This is a genomic window from Streptomyces sp. P9-2 (genome assembly GCF_051903975.1).
In the GTDB taxonomy this organism is placed as follows: Bacteria; Actinomycetota; Actinomycetes; order Streptomycetales; family Streptomycetaceae; genus Streptomyces; species Streptomyces cellulosae.
In genome coordinates this window covers 2981816-2995654 of record NZ_CP192633.1, presented here as the reverse complement: position 1 = coordinate 2995654, position 13839 = coordinate 2981816, and the positions used below count along the sequence as shown (strand labels likewise).

At 73.9% G+C, this 13839-nt stretch carries 13 protein-coding genes and 1 riboswitch; of the genes, 10 read left to right on the top strand and 3 right to left on the bottom strand.

Annotated elements, in window-relative coordinates:
* Positions 1–71 precede the first annotated feature (71 nt).
* Both ACQY0Z_RS13755 and ACQY0Z_RS13750 read left to right on the top strand, forming a co-directional pair.
* Positions 72–884: a DUF5336 domain-containing protein gene (locus tag ACQY0Z_RS13755; RefSeq protein ID WP_254586762.1), complete on the top strand. Its 813-nt coding sequence runs from the start codon at positions 72–74 to the stop codon at positions 882–884.
* Positions 885–994: 110 nt separating this feature from the next.
* Positions 995–1288, top strand: a complete 294-nt coding sequence (locus ACQY0Z_RS13750; protein WP_189904341.1) for a hypothetical protein — start codon at positions 995–997, stop codon at positions 1286–1288.
* 19 nt (positions 1289–1307) lie between these two features.
* On the opposite strand, the gene ACQY0Z_RS13745 is transcribed toward ACQY0Z_RS13750, so the two are convergent.
* Genes ACQY0Z_RS13745 through ACQY0Z_RS13735 form a run of 3 tightly spaced genes read right to left on the bottom strand, consistent with a single transcriptional unit; the run spans position 1308 to position 4599 of the window.
* Positions 1308–2411, bottom strand: a complete 1104-nt coding sequence (locus ACQY0Z_RS13745; RefSeq protein WP_189904342.1) for a prenyltransferase — start codon at positions 2409–2411, stop codon at positions 1308–1310.
* Positions 2408–3148: a class I SAM-dependent methyltransferase gene (locus ACQY0Z_RS13740; RefSeq protein ID WP_189904344.1), complete on the bottom strand. Its 741-nt coding sequence runs from the start codon at positions 3146–3148 to the stop codon at positions 2408–2410. Before ACQY0Z_RS13740 ends, ACQY0Z_RS13745 begins: the two co-directional genes overlap by 4 nt.
* A complete protein-coding gene (locus ACQY0Z_RS13735; protein WP_189904345.1) occupies positions 3142–4599 on the bottom strand; it encodes a glycosyltransferase family 4 protein in 1458 nt (485 codons plus the stop codon). Before ACQY0Z_RS13735 ends, ACQY0Z_RS13740 begins: the two co-directional genes overlap by 7 nt.
* Positions 4600–4806: 207 nt before the next feature.
* On the opposite strand from ACQY0Z_RS13735, the gene ACQY0Z_RS13730 reads away from it, so the two are divergent.
* The 8 genes from ACQY0Z_RS13730 to ACQY0Z_RS13695 all read left to right on the top strand — a co-directional run bounded on the left by ACQY0Z_RS13730 (position 4807) and on the right by ACQY0Z_RS13695 (position 13792).
* A complete protein-coding gene (locus ACQY0Z_RS13730; RefSeq protein WP_439812333.1) occupies positions 4807–5457 on the top strand; it encodes a TetR family transcriptional regulator in 651 nt (216 codons plus the stop codon).
* Positions 5458–5715: 258 nt separating this feature from the next.
* Complete coding sequence (locus tag ACQY0Z_RS13725) at positions 5716–7131, top strand: endo-1,4-beta-xylanase (protein WP_439813362.1); 1416 nt, start codon at positions 5716–5718, stop codon at positions 7129–7131.
* A 170-nt stretch (positions 7132–7301) separates the two neighbouring features.
* A riboswitch (cobalamin riboswitch) is annotated at positions 7302–7373 on the top strand.
* Between the two features lie 130 nt (positions 7374–7503).
* Positions 7504–8721, top strand: a complete 1218-nt coding sequence (locus ACQY0Z_RS13720) for a prenyltransferase/squalene oxidase repeat-containing protein (protein ID WP_439812332.1) — start codon at positions 7504–7506, stop codon at positions 8719–8721.
* Positions 8718–9371 carry an SCO2322 family protein gene (locus tag ACQY0Z_RS13715; RefSeq protein WP_439812331.1) on the top strand — a complete coding sequence of 218 codons (654 nt, stop codon included), beginning with the start codon at positions 8718–8720 and terminating at the stop codon, positions 9369–9371. The genes ACQY0Z_RS13720 and ACQY0Z_RS13715 overlap by 4 nt, the downstream gene beginning before the upstream one ends.
* Positions 9364–10548 carry an energy-coupling factor transporter transmembrane component T gene (locus tag ACQY0Z_RS13710; protein WP_381730182.1) on the top strand — a complete coding sequence of 395 codons (1185 nt, stop codon included), beginning with the start codon at positions 9364–9366 and terminating at the stop codon, positions 10546–10548. The genes ACQY0Z_RS13715 and ACQY0Z_RS13710 overlap by 8 nt, the downstream gene beginning before the upstream one ends.
* Entirely contained in the window at positions 10545–12209 is a 1665-nt protein-coding gene (locus tag ACQY0Z_RS13705; RefSeq protein WP_254586757.1) for an ABC transporter ATP-binding protein, read from the top strand. The genes ACQY0Z_RS13710 and ACQY0Z_RS13705 overlap by 4 nt, the downstream gene beginning before the upstream one ends.
* Entirely contained in the window at positions 12206–13054 is an 849-nt protein-coding gene (locus ACQY0Z_RS13700; protein ID WP_189904353.1) for an ECF transporter S component, read from the top strand. The genes ACQY0Z_RS13705 and ACQY0Z_RS13700 overlap by 4 nt, the downstream gene beginning before the upstream one ends.
* Before the next feature lie 309 nt (positions 13055–13363).
* Positions 13364–13792: a transglycosylase SLT domain-containing protein gene (locus ACQY0Z_RS13695; RefSeq protein WP_254586756.1), complete on the top strand. Its 429-nt coding sequence runs from the start codon at positions 13364–13366 to the stop codon at positions 13790–13792.
* Positions 13793–13839 lie beyond the last annotated feature (47 nt).

Here is a 13839-nt window from a genome sequence, read left to right as displayed (position 1 = left end):
CGGACCCTACGGGGCGATCCGGTGACAGCGACGCCTCTTCCGACGACGAGACGACCTACGAAGGACCTGAAGTGAATATCCGCTCCCTCACTCGAGGCGACGGCGTGGTGATCGGAGCAGCCGTACTGCTGTTCATCGCGTCGTTCCTCGATCTGTACTCGGTCGAAGGCGCCCCGGACAGCGTGGACTTCCCCAGCCTGTGGGCGAGCGGTCCGGTGCTGCTGAGCGTGGTGCTGGCGGGCCTCATCGCCGCGGCCCTGATCGTCGTCGCCCGGGGTCTGCCGCAGGCGCCGAAGGTCGCGGGTCTGGACCTGGCGCCGTTCGGTGTGGCCTTCGCGGTGTTCGCCGCCTGGAGCGCGCTGGGCAACGTCTTCGACCCGGCCGGCGGCGCCGACAACTTCGAGGGCGGCGGCGACGGCCCCGACGCGGGCCTCGGCCTGATCCTCGCGCTCGTCGCCACGCTGATCATGGCGGCCGCCGCCGTGGCCACGCCGCTGGTGCCGGCGCTCAAGGGCGCGCTGCTCCCGGCCGCCCGTCCCGCCGCCCCGCAGCAGCCGTACGGCGCGCAGCCGCCCGGCGGTTACGGCTACCCGGGCGCCCAGCCGGCGTCCTTCGGCGGCGGCCAGCCGGGCCAGCCGTACGGCGGTCAGCCGCAGCAGGGCCAGCCGGCCGCGCCGCCCGCCGCGGACTTCTCGCCGTTCTGGTTCGCCGTGCCGGTGCCGCGTCCGCTGTTCCCCGAGGACGGCTCGCCCACCCCGATCGCCGAACTCGCCCCGGGCACCTGGTACCTGGCGGTGGAGCAGCGCGGTCAGGCGCTCGTCGCGCAGACGCAGGACGGCCGCCGCGGCGTCCTTCAGGACACGTCGGGCATCCAGCGCGGCTGAGCCCCGGACCCGTCGTCGACGGCCCCTCGCCCTGCCGGGCGGGGGGCCGTTCGCGTGCCGCCCGCGAACGGGCGTGGTTTCAAGCGGGCGTTCGGGGCCAGACGGAGTTCATGTCCCCTCGATATCGCTCTGGTTCCACCTCCGCGGGGACGGTCATCGCGGTGATCGCGGACGTCATGGCCGTCATCCTCGGACTGTGGATCTTGATGTACCTGCTGGACGCCAACCGGGCCAACGACCTGGTGCGGTTCGTCCATGACGCGGCGAACTGGCTGGCCGCCTGGTCGCGTGACCTGTTCACCTTCGACGAGGAGTGGGCGCGGGTCGTCTTCGGCTACGGACTCGCCGCCGTGGTCTACCTGTTCGTCGGCCACGCCATCGCCGGGCGGCTTCGCCGCCACTGACCCGTACGAGCCCTGCGGCTCAGGCGTCCGGGCAGCAGTCCGGGTCCATGCCCTTCGGCAGCTGCTCCCCGCCGAAGACCGCGCAGGTCGGCTCGTGACCGCCGAGGGCGGCGACGGCCAGCAGCAGCGACCCCGCCGTCCAGGTGGTCAGCTCGCGCGGCCATATGGCGTCGTCGTCGAAGACGTAACCCGTCCAGTACAGGCCGCTCTCCGGATCGCGCAGGTGCTGGATCGACTGGAGCACCTCCAGCGCGCGGTCGGACTCGCCCGTCGCCCAGAGCGCCAGGGCGAGTTCGGCCGACTCCCCGCCCGTCACCCACGGGTTGGGCACCACGCAGCGCACCCCGAGGCCGGGCACGACGAACCGCTCCCAGCCCTCGTCGATGCGCTCCCGCGCCTCGGCGCCGGTCAGCGCGCCGCCCAGCACCGGGTAGTACCAGTCCATCGAATAGCGGTCCTTGTCCAGGAACCGCTCCGGGTGGCGCCGGATGGCGTGCCGCAGCGCGCCCACGGCCAGCTCCCAGTCGGGCTGGGGCTCCTCGCGCTGCTCGGCGATCGCCAGGGCGCAGCGCAGGGCGTGGTGCACGGAGGAGGAGCCGGTGAGCAGCGCGTCCGAGGCGGGCGTGCCGTCGTCGTCGCGCCGCCAGCCGATCTGCCCGCCGGGCTGCTGGAGCCGCAGCACGAACTCCACGGCCGCGCACACGGTGGGCCACATGCGGTCCAGGAAGGTGTCGTCGCCGGTGGCGAGGTAGTGGTGCCACACGCCGACGGCGATGTAGGCGACGAAGTTGGTCTCCCGGCCCCGGTCGGTGACGTCGTCCGGGTCGCCGTCGGCGTAGGCCGCGTACCAGGAGCCGTCGTCCAGCTGGTGCCGGGCCAGCCACAGGTAGGCCCGCTCGGCCGCCTCGTGCTCGCCCGCCGTGTCCAGCGCCATCGCGGCCTCGACGTGGTCCCACGGGTCGAGGTGGTGACCGCGGAACCACGGGATCGCGCCGTCCTCCCGCTGCACCGCGAGGATGCCGGCGACGGTCTGCGCCGCCTCCTCGGGCGTCAGCACGCCCGTGAGGACGAGGTGTTCGGAGCTGGGCGTGCGGGGGTCGCCGGCCGACCGGGAGGTCGTCACGTGGCGTCCGCCTCGGCGCGCGGCAGGTGCGGCTTGGTCGCGTAGGCGACGAAGCTCTTGCCGATCACCGGGTTCAGCGCCCGCTCGGCGACCCGGGTGGCCAGCGGCTTCTTCATGATGTCCCAGACCAGCAGCTTGTGGTACGCGCGCACCGGCAGCGCCTTGTCGTTGTCGACGCCGAACGCGCACTTCAGCCACCAGTACGGCGAGTGCAGGGCGTGGGCGTGGTGGGTGCCGTAGGGGCGCAGGCCGGCCTCGCGGATCTTGGCGAGGAGTTCGTCCGCCTTGTAGATGCGGATGTGGCCGCCCTCGACCTCGTGGTAGGCGTCGGACAGGGTCCAGCAGACCTTCTCCGGGCCGTAGCGCGGGACGGTGATAGCGATGCGGCCGCCCGGCTTGAGCACGCGCACCATCTCGGCGAGCACACCCTTGTCGTCGGGGATGTGCTCCATCACCTCGGAGATGATGACGACGTCGAAGGAGTCGTCGGGGAAGGGGAGGGCGAGGGCGTCGCCCTCCATGGCGGTGGCGGTGGCCCCGGCGGGCGCCTCACCGGCCTCCTTCATCGCCGCGAACCACTTGGCGACCTCGCGGATCTCCTCGCCGTTCCGGTCCAGCGCCACGACCTGGGCGCCGCGCCGGTAGCACTCGAAGGCGTGCCGTCCGGCGCCGCAGCCGAGGTCCAGGACGCGGTCGCCCGGGGCGAGCGGGAACCGGGAGAAGTCGACGGTCAGCACGTGGCCCTGCTTTCACGGTCGGAGGTGTCGGCCGCGGTCACGGGTACGCCGCCCGTGTCCGCGAGAGCGTCGGGGACGAGGTCGAGGTCCACGGGCGCGGAGGCCTGCGGGACGGGGGCCGTCGCGCGCACGGGGGCGCCCCGGCGGGCGCGGGCGGTCTCGATGGCCTCGCGGTAGCGGGCGACGGTGCCCTCGGCGGCGCGCGCCCAGGTGAAGTTGGCCAGCACGCGGTCGCGTCCGGCGGCGCCGAGGCGGGCGCGCAGCTCGTCGTCGCCGAGGAGCCGGGTGAGCGCGGCGGCCAGGGCGCCCGCGTCGCCGGGCGGCACGGCCAGGCAGGTCTCCCCGTCGCGTCCGGCGACCTCGGGGATGGCGCCGCCGGTGGTGGCGACGAGCGGGGTGCCGGTGGCCATGGCCTCGGCGGCCGGGAGGGAGAAGCCCTCGTAGAGCGACGGCACGCAGGCGACCTGCGCGGAGCGCACCAGGTCGACGAGCTCGGCGTCGGAGATGCCCTTGACGAACTCAACGGCGCCTTCGAGGCCGTAGCGCTCGATCGCCTGGGCGACGGGGCCCTCGGCGGGGCGCTTGCCGACCACGACGAGGTGGGCGTCGGGCTGTTCGGCGCGCACCTTGGCGAGCGCCTCGACGAGGAAGACGAGACCCTTCAGCGGTACGTCGGCGCTGGAGGTGGTGACGATCCGGCCCGGGACGACCGCGACGGACGGGTCCGGGGAGAACAGGTCGGTGTCGGCGCCGATGTGGACGACGTGGATGCGGTCGGGCCGTACGGCGAGGTCCTCGACGATCTCCGCGCGGGAGGAGCCGGAGACCGTGAGCACGGACGGCAGCCGGCGCGCGACGCGCTTCTGCATGCGGGTGAACGCGTACCAACGGCGCACCGACGCGCGGCGCTTCCAGTCCTCGGCGGCGTCCAGTTCGAGGCGGCGGTCCACCGTGATGGGGTGGTGGACGGTCGTCACCAGGGGGGCGCCGAGGTCGCCGAGCAGGCCGTAGCCGAGGGTCTGGTTGTCGTGGACGACGTCGAAGTCGCCGCGGCGGGCGCGCAGATGGCGGCGGGCGCGCAGCGAGAAGGTCAGCGGCTCGGGGAAGCCGCCGGTCCACATGGTGCCGACCTCGAGGGCGTCGATCCAGTCGCGGTACTCGTCGCGTTTCGGGGTGCGGAAGGGGTCCGGCTGCCGGTAGAGGTCGAGGCTGGGCAGTTCGGTCAGGCTCAGCCCGTCGTACCCCTCGTCGAGCACCGGGTAGGGCTGGGCGCCGATGACCTCGACGCGGTGCCCCAGCCGGGCCAGTTCGCGGGAGAGGTGGCGCACGTAGACGCCCTGGCCGCCGCAGAACGGGTTTCCCTTGTAGGTGAGGAGCGCGATGCGGAGCGGTCGCGAGCCGTCGGATGCGGGGCCTGCCGAGGGCCCGGCCTGACTGGCCTCAGCGGTCACTCTGGGACCCCCTTCTGCCTGCACTGTCCCGCGACAGTACGACGGGACGCCGATCTAGAACAAGTTTCAGAGTTGATCGTTCGGAGGAACTGAATCTACCGGCAGGTAAGAACGTCGGCAGCGGTGGATCAGGTGATTCACGCCACGGCCGGCGCCGTGCCATGCTGTCCGATCATCGATCCTCACCGACTGTCACGGACGGGACCCATGCCCGCGGATGCCCACAGGACCAAGGCGGCGCCGGACGCCGGGCGCGCCGGGCCGGCCTCGCCGCTCACTCAGCGGCAGGAGGCGCGGCGGCGGCGCATCCTCGAGGCGTGCGCGCGGCTGGCCTCGCGGGGCGGTTTCGACGCGGTGCAGATGCGGGAGGTCGCGGAGTCCTCGCAGGTGGCGCTGGGCACGCTGTACCGGTACTTCCCGTCGAAGATCCATCTGCTGGTGGCGACGATGCGGGACCAGCTGGAGCATCTGCACGCGACGCTGCGGAAGAAGCCGCCGGCCGGAGAGACGGCGGCGGAACGGGTCGCCGGGACGCTGATGCGGGCGTTCCGCGCGCTGCAGCGCGACCCGCTGCTGGCGGACGCGATGGTGAGGGCGCTGACGTTCGCGGACCGCAGCGTGAGCGCGGAGGTGGAGCAGGTCTTCCGGCGGACGACGGCGATCATCCTGGACGCGACGGACCTGGCCGACCCGACGCCCGAGCAGCTGTCGACGGTGCGGGTGATCGGGCACACCTGGCACTCGACGCTGATCACCTGGCTGTCGGGGCGGGCCTCCATCGAGCAGGTGGGCGTGGACATCGAAACGGTGTGCCGGCTGATCGACCTGACGGCTCCGCCGCGTCACGGGAACACCTGACGAAATTTTCGAAAGCGCTTCCGTCCCGAGTCACTCAGCCCTCCCACCGGCCACTCTTCGGTCGACCTGGCATTCGGTGTGCGTGAACGGTTGACCACCCGTTCCGCCCTCCGTATCGTCACCGCAGCAATTCGGAGCCGAGTCCGAAATTTTCGCACCGCAGCGTCAACCGCGAGCAGTGTCATCAGCGCCACCCCCACCGCACCACGCTCACCCGATCCGCACCATGGGACCCGCCGGAGAAGGGATGACATGCGCATGATCAGAAAGGGAACGACAGAGCCACGCGGGAGAGCCGGGGGCGCCGTCCCCCGCGCGCGGCGCGGGCTGCGCGCCGCGCTCAGCGCCGCCACCACCGCCCTGTTGACAGCCGGCGCCCTCGCCGCGCTTCCCCAGGGCGCCGCGCACGCCGCCGACAGCCTGGGCGACGCCGCGGCCGAGAAGGGCCGCTACTTCGGCGCCGCCGTCGCCGCGAACCACCTCGGCGAGGCGCAGTACGCGGCCACCCTGAACCGCGAGTTCAGCTCGGTGACACCCGAGAACGAGATGAAGTGGGACGCCCTCGAACCGAGCCGGGGCTCCTTCAGCTTCAGCCGCGCGGACCAGATCGTCGGTCACGCCAAGGGCCAGGGCATGTCCGTCCGCGGGCACACGCTGGTCTGGCACTCGCAACTTCCGGGCTGGGTCTCCCAGTTGGGCGCGAGCGACCTGCGCACGGCGATGAACAACCACATCACCCAGGTGATGACCCACTACAAGGGCGAGATCCACTCCTGGGACGTGGTCAACGAGGCGTTCCAGGACGGCGGCAGCGGCGCCCGGCGCTCCTCGCCCTTCCAGGACAAGCTGGGCGACGGCTTCATCGAGGAGGCGTTCCGCACCGCCCGCGCGGCCGACTCCAACGCCAAGCTCTGCTACAACGACTACAACACGGACGGCGTCAACGCGAAGAGCAATGCCGTCTACACCATGGTCAGGGACTTCAAGGCCCGGGGCGTGCCGATCGACTGCGTCGGCTTCCAGTCGCACTTCAACCCCAACTCCCCCGTCCCGTCCGACTACCAGGCCAACCTCCAGCGGTTCGCGGACCTCGGCGTGGACGTCCAGATCACCGAGCTGGACATCGAGGGCTCGGGCCAGGCCCAGGCCGCCGACTACGGCAACGTCGTGCGCGCCTGCCTGGCGGTGAGCCGCTGCACCGGCATCACGGTGTGGGGGATCCCGGACAAGTACTCGTGGCGGTCGAGCGGCACCCCGCTGCTGTTCGACGACAACTACAACAAGAAGCCCGCGTACGACGCCGTGCTGAGCGCGCTGGGCGGCACCCCCAGCGACCCGGGGGACCCGGGCGACCCCGGTGACCCGGGCGACCCGAATGCGGCCTGCTCCGCCGCCTACACCACGTCCGAGCAGTGGAACGGCGGCTACAACGGCAGGGTGACCATCACCGCGGGCAGCGCGCCGATCGCCGGGTGGACCGTGACGCTCACCCTGGGCTCGTCGCAGCAGGTGGTCTCCGTGTGGAACGGGTCACCCAGCTACAACGGCAACGTGATGACCGTCCGCTCCACCTGGAACGGCTCGCTGGCGGCCGGCGCCTCGACCAGCTTCGGCTTCACCGTCAACGGCTCCTCCTCGTCCCCGCCGCAGATCGGCGCCTGCACCGCCTCCTGACCCCCACCCCTCCCCTCGGCCCGCACCCGCCCCGCACGGGTGCGGGCCGACCCCTGGGTGCCGTGACCCCCGTCACCTCGGGCCTGTGTGCCTCTCCTCGCGCACGCGGCCGCCCCGGACGCCCGTTCTACGGGCGGGTAGAGTGGCCGCGTCGTATCACAGCCGTACGGGGGGAAGCCGGTGCGAATCCGGCGCTGACCCGCAACCGTGAGCCGTCGTGGAGACGGTGAGCCGGAATGCCCCGCACGGATCGTGACCGGCTCACGTGCCCGGCAGCCCGCCGGCGCACGGGCACCGTCGAGGTATACGGAGCCGAGCCGCCGGGGTGTCCCGCGCTGCCCGGCCCTCTTCAGGGAGAGGCACCCGCCCGTCATGAACGTCCGCCGCAGCGCAGCGGTGCTCGCCGCCGTCGCCGTCCTCGGCGCCGCCGCACCGGCAGCAGCCGACTCGTCCCCGTCGCCTTCCCCGCAGCCGCTGCCGTCCGCGCTGTACGGGGACGCCGACCCGCAGTACGACGGGGTGTGGCGCCAGTCGCTCGCCCTGCTCGCCCAGCACGCCGCGGGCGCCGAGCCGCCGAAGGCCGCCGTCGGCTGGCTGACCGGCCAGCAGTGCGCCGACGGCTCGTTCGCGCCGTTCCGCGCCGACCCGTCCGCCGCGTGCGACGCGAAGACCATGGTCGACACCAACCAGACCGCCGCCGCCGTGCAGGCGCTCGCCGCGCTCGGCGGCCACGACGCCGTCACGGACAAGGCCGTCGGCTGGCTGAAGTCGGTGCAGAACAAGGACGGCGGCTGGGGCTACACCGCGGGCTCCCCCAGCGACACCAACTCCACCTCCGTCGTCGTCGGCGCGCTCGCCGCCGCGGGCGAGAAGCCGGGCGAGGTGCGGAAGGGCGGCAAGTCCCCCTACGACGCGCTGCTCGGCCTCGAACTGCCCTGCACCGGCAAGGGCGCGGGCGCCTTCGCGTACCAGCCGGAGAAGGACGGCTCGCTGACCGCCAACGCCGACGCGACGGCCGCGGGCGTGCTCGGCGCGCTCGGCAAGGGCCTGCTGGTCGAGCCCGGCAAGGGCGACGGCGCCCCGGCCAAGTGCGTGAAGGCGGCCACCCCGGAGCAGGCCGCCGCGAACGGCGCCGCCCACCTGGCCGGCGAACTCGCCGCCAAGGGCCACCTGCTCGCCGCGACGCCGGGCGCCGAGGACCAGCCCGACGTCGGCAACACCGCCGACACGGTGGTCGCGCTCGCCGCGTCGGGCGACACGGCGCAGGCGGAGAAGTCGTACGCCTGGCTGGAGAAGAACGCCGCCGGCTGGGCCGCGCAGAGCGGGCCCGCCGCGTACGCGCAGCTGATCCTCGCCGCCCACGCGACCGGCGCGGACCCGCGCGACTTCGGCGGCACGGACCTGGTGAAGCAGCTCCAGGCCGCAGGCCCGGCCGCCCCCGAGAAGACCACGAAGGCGACGGAGAAGGCCGAGGACGAGAAGGACTCGGACTCCCCGTTCGGCGTCTGGTGGTTCGTCGGCGTCTGCCTGGTCGCCGGCATCGGCATCGGCTTCCTGATCAGCAACCGCACCAAGAGGCAGCAGCCGTGATCCGCCGCGTCACCGTGCTGTTCCTGGCCGCGCTCCTGCCCCTCCTCGCGGGCGTCGGCCAGGCCCAGGCCGCCGGGTACCGCTACTGGTCCTTCTGGGAGCGGGACGGCTCGGCGTGGACGTACGCCACCGTGGGCCCGTCGCTGGCGCGGCCCGCGGACGGCGATGTGCAGGGCTTCCGCTTCTCGGTCAGCGAGGACTCCGGCGACGCCGCCAAGCCGCGCGGCACCGCGGACTTCGACGCCGTCTGCGCGAAGACGCCCGCGAAGGACGGCACCAAGCGGGTGGCGCTGGTGATCGACTTCGGCACGCCCGCCGACGCCCCGTCCGGGGAGCAGCCGCCGGCCGGCCGCACGGCCTGCGCGCGGGTGGCCGAGGACGCCACCACGGCGGAGGCGCTGGCCTCGGTCGCGAAGCCGCTGCGCTACGACAGCAACGCCCTGCTGTGCGCGATCACCGGCTACCCGGCGAAGGGCTGCGGCGAGCAGATCGCCGTGGACGGGAAGGACTCCGTCTCCTCCACCGAGGCCGAAGAGTCGTCCGCGCGGGACGAGGGCGGCTCCGGGCCCTCCGCGGGGCTGATCGCGGGCGCGGCGGCGGTGCTCCTGCTGGGTGCGGCGGCCGTGTGGCAGGTCCGTCGCCGTGCGTGAGGCACGCGGCTCCGGGGGTCCGGGCCTCGCCCGGCCGCGCCCGGAGCGGGGGACGCCGCCCGTCGGCGTCCCCGCCCCGCGCTCCCGCCGCGCCCAGCTCCACCCCGGCGCGTGGTGGCTGTGGGCGCTCGCCCTGGGCACCGCGGCCACCCGCACCACCAACCCGCTGCTGCTCGCCCTGCTGATCACCGTCTCCGGGTACGTCGTGGCCGTCCGCCGCCCGCACACGCCGTGGGCCCGCTCCTACGGCGCCTTCGTGAAGCTCGCCGCCGCCGTGCTGCTGCTGCGGCTGGCCTTCGCGGTCGTCCTGGGCTCGCCGATCCCCGGCACCCACACGCTGTTCACGCTGCCGGAGGTGCCGCTGCCCGACTGGGCGCAGGGCATCCGCCTGGGCGGCCGGGTCACCGCGGAGGGCCTCACCTTCGCCCTGTACGACGCGCTGCGGCTGGCCGCGCTGCTGATCTGCGTGGGCGCCGCGAACGCCCTCGCCAGCCCGTCCCGCCTGCTGAAGTCGCTGCCCGGCGCCCTGTACGAGCTGGGCGTGGCCGTGGTGGTGGCGCTGACCTTCGCGCCGAACCTGATCGCCGACGTACGGCGGCTGCGCGCCGCCCGCCGGCTGCGGGGCCGACCCGACAAGGGCGTGCGCGGTCTGGTGCAGGTGGGGTTGCCGGTCCTGGAGGGCGCGCTGGAGCGGTCGGTGTCGCTGGCCGCCGCGATGGACGCGCGCGGGTACGGCCGTACCGCCGAGGTGCCCGACGCCGTGCGGCGCACCACCGCCGCCCTCACGCTCGGCGGTCTGCTGGGCGTGTGCGCGGGGACGTACGGGCTGCTCACCGCGGCGGGCGGCGGTTACGGGCTGCCCGTGCTGCTGGCCGGTCTCGCGTCGGCGCTCGCGGGTCTGTGGCTCGGCGGGCGGCGCACCCTGCGCACCCGCTACCGCCCCGATCCGTGGGACGCCCGCGCCTGGCTGGTCACCGCGTCCGGCGTGGCCGTGGCGGCCCTCATGATCCTGGCCGGCTCGCTGGACCCCGGGGCGCTGAACCCCGGTGTGGTCCCGCTGGAGCCGCCCACCCTGCCCCTGTGGCCGGCGGCGGCCGTGCTGCTCGGTCTGCTGCCCGCCTTCGTCACCCCCGCCCCCGAGGCGGCCCGCGACCCCCGCAAGGAGCCGACGACGTGATCCGCTTCGAGAACGTGTCGGTGACCTACGACGGCGCGGCCCGGCCCGCCGTGCGGGACGTCGACCTGGAGGTCCCCGAGGGCGAACTGGTGCTGGTGGTGGGCCCGTCCGGGGTCGGCAAGTCGACGGTGCTGGGCGCGGTCAGCGGCCTGGTGCCGCACTTCACCGGCGGCACCCTGCACGGCCGGGTGACGGTCGCGGGCCGCGACACCCGCACCCACAAGCCGCGCGAACTCGCCGACGTGGTGGGCACGGTGGGCCAGGACCCGCTGTCCCACTTCGTGACGGACACGGTCGAGGACGAACTCGCCTACGGCATGGAGTCGCTGGGTCTGCCGCCGGACGTGATGCGCCGCCGCGTCGAGGAGACCCTGGACCTGCTGGGCCTGGCCGACCTGCGGGACCGGCACATCTCCACGCTGTCCGGCGGCCAGCAGCAGCGGGTCGCCATCGGCTCGGTCCTCACCCCGCATCCGAAGGTGCTGGTCCTGGACGAGCCGACGTCCGCCCTGGACCCCGCGGCCGCCGAGGAGGTCCTCGCGGTCCTCCAGCGCCTGGTGCACGACCTGGGCACCACGGTCCTGATGGCCGAGCACCGCCTGGAGCGTGTCGTGCAGTACGCCGACCAGGTCGTGCTGCTGCCGGGCCCCGGCGAGCGGCCCCGGATGGGCGCCCCGGCGGAGGTCATGGCGGTGTCCCCGGTGTGCCCGCCGGTGGTGGAGCTGGGCCGCCTGGCCGGGTGGTCCCCGCTGCCCCTGACGGTCCGCGACGCCCGCCGCAGGGCGGCCCCGCTGCGGGAACGGCTGGAGGGGAGGCAGCCCGAGCGGGACACGGCCGCCCCTGGGACGGCTCCCCCGGCGAGGCGTCTCTTCGGGCGCGCGAGGAAGCAGGACGACGGTACTCCGGAGCCGGTGGCCGAGGTGCTGTCCCTCGCCGTGCGCCGTGACCGGGTGCGGGCGTTGACCCGGGTGGACCTCACGGTGTCGCCCGGCGAGACGGTCGCGCTCATGGGCCGCAACGGCGCCGGCAAGTCGACGCTGCTCGGCGCGCTGGTGGGGCTGGTCGCCCCGTCGTCCGGGTCGGTCCGCACCGGCGGCGCGGTCCCGCACCGCACCCGCCCCCGCGATCTGGTCCGCAAGGTCGGCCTGGTCCCGCAGGAGCCGCGCGACCTGCTGTACGCGGACACGGTCGCTGCGGAGTGCGCGGCCGCCGACAAGGACGCCGAGGCGGAGCCCGGCACCTGCCGCGCGCTGCTCGGCGAACTGCTGCCGTCGGTCGCCGACGAGGCCCACCCCCGCGACCTGTCCGAGGGGCAGCGGCTCACGCTCGCCCTCGCCGTGGTGCTCACCGCGCGGCCGCCCCTGCTGCTGCTCGACGAGCCGACGCGCGGCCTGGACTACGCGGCGAAGGCCCGGCTGACGGCGATCCTGCGCCGGCTGGCCGCCGAGGGCCACGCCATCGTCATGGCCACCCACGACGTGGAGCTGGCGGCGGAACTGGCGCACCGGGTGGTGCTGCTCGCCGAGGGCGAGGTGATCGCGGACGGCCCGTCGGCGGAAGTGGTCGTGGCGTCCCCGGCGTTCGCCCCGCAGGTGGCGAAGATCCTGGCGCCGCAGCCCTGGCTCACGGTCGCCCAGGTGAAGGAGGCGCTGGAGCGATGAGCGCCCCCGCCACCCCCGCGCGGCCCGTGGACCGCCAGGCCCGCGCCCTGCGCCTCGGCCCCCGCACCTGGCTGGCACTGGCCCTGGTGAGCGCGGTGGGCGTGGCCGGCTTCGGCTGGCCGTTCCTCGCCCCGCCCGACTCGGCGGTCAACGCGCACGAGGGCGACGCGCCGTGGCTGTTCGCGGGGCTGCTCGTGCTGCTGGTGGCCGTGGTGGCGGCGGCCCTGTCGGAGTCCGACCTGGGCGCGAAGGCGGTGGCGATGCTCGGCGTCCTCGCGGCGGCGGGCGCGGCCCTGCGCCCCGTCGGCGCGGGCACGGCGGGCCTGGAGCCCATGTTCTTCCTGATGGTGCTCAGCGGCCGGGTCCTCGGCCCCGGGTTCGGCTTCGCCCTGGGCTCGGTGACGATGTTCGCGTCCGCGCTGCTCACCGGCGGGGTGGGGCCCTGGCTGCCGTTCCAGATGCTGGCGATGGGCTGGTTCACCATGGGCGCCGGCTTCCTGCCGGGCCCGGACCGGCTGCGGGGCCGCCTGGAGGTGTGGATGCTCGCCGTCTACGGCTTCCTGGCCGCCTTCGCCTACGGCACGGTGATGAACCTGGCGGGCTGGACCTTCATGAGCTCGCTCGCGTCGAACATCGCCTTCGACGGCGACGACCCGGTGTCCGCCAACCTGGCCCGCTTCGTCGCGTACTGCCTGGCCACCTCCCTCGGCTGGGACCTGGGGCGGGCCGTGATCACGGTGGTGCTGACGCTGACGGCCGGCGCGACGGTGCTGCGGGCGCTGCGCCGCGCCACCCGCAGGGCCGCCTTCGAGGCGCCGGTCACCTTCGACGACGCCCCTCGGTAGGGGTGCGTGCGCGCCCTGTAGGTGAGGCGGTGAAGCACCCCACATGACCGGCGTCACATACGAAGACGGGCCGTAGAGGGGCCGCGCGTCCACTTAGGGCCATCGCGCACCAAAACGGACGTTGCGGACGGGAGGGTACGAACACCTCCGACCATCGGTAGTAAAAGGGACCTTTGCGGGCGATCCGGGGATTTGCTTCTGTGGAGCAGTCGCCAGGCGCCGACGCACCCCACGGGTCGCGGCGCCGACGTATGCCCCCGCCGCACGGCGGGGCCGGCGACTCCCCTGCTTCCGACCGAAAGGCCGCCTGTGTCCGCCGTTTCCCTCCTCCGCTCCGTCGCCACCCCGAAGAAGGCCGTTGTCGGCGCCGCCCTGACCGCCGCCACGTGCGGCACGCTGATCGCCGCCGCCCCCGCGCAGGCCGCGACCACGGCAGCCCCCTCCTCCGCCGCCTCGGCCCAGGCGACCGCGAAGAAGATGATCGGCAACTCGGCCGAGTTCCAGTGCTTCTCGAACATCGTGTCGCACGAGAGCGGCTGGAACCCGAAGGCCACCAACGCCTCCAGCGGCGCCTACGGCCTGGTCCAGGCGCTGCCGGCCTCGAAGATGGCCTCGGCCGGCTCGGACTGGAAGACCAACCCGGCCACCCAGATCAAGTGGGGCCTGGACTACATGAAGGACCGCTACGGCAGCGCCTGTGACGCCTGGTCCTTCTGGCAGGCCAACAACTGGTACTGACGAGCGAGCGTCACCCCTGATACCGAAGGCGGCGGCCCCCTGATCCC

Bases quoted from the DNA above. Each gene is read 5' to 3' on its own strand.
- ACQY0Z_RS13700 (WP_189904353.1), top strand. From the start codon at position 12,206: ATGAGCGCCCCCGCCACCCCCGCGCGGCCCGTGGACCGCCAGGCCCGC.
- ACQY0Z_RS13720 (WP_439812332.1), top strand. From the start codon at position 7,504: ATGAACGTCCGCCGCAGCGCAGCGGTGCTCGCCGCCGTCGCCGTCCTC.
- ACQY0Z_RS13725 (WP_439813362.1), top strand. From the start codon at position 5,716: ATGATCAGAAAGGGAACGACAGAGCCACGCGGGAGAGCCGGGGGCGCC.
- ACQY0Z_RS13730 (WP_439812333.1), top strand. From the start codon at position 4,807: ATGCCCGCGGATGCCCACAGGACCAAGGCGGCGCCGGACGCCGGGCGC.
- ACQY0Z_RS13750 (WP_189904341.1), top strand. From the start codon at position 995: ATGTCCCCTCGATATCGCTCTGGTTCCACCTCCGCGGGGACGGTCATC.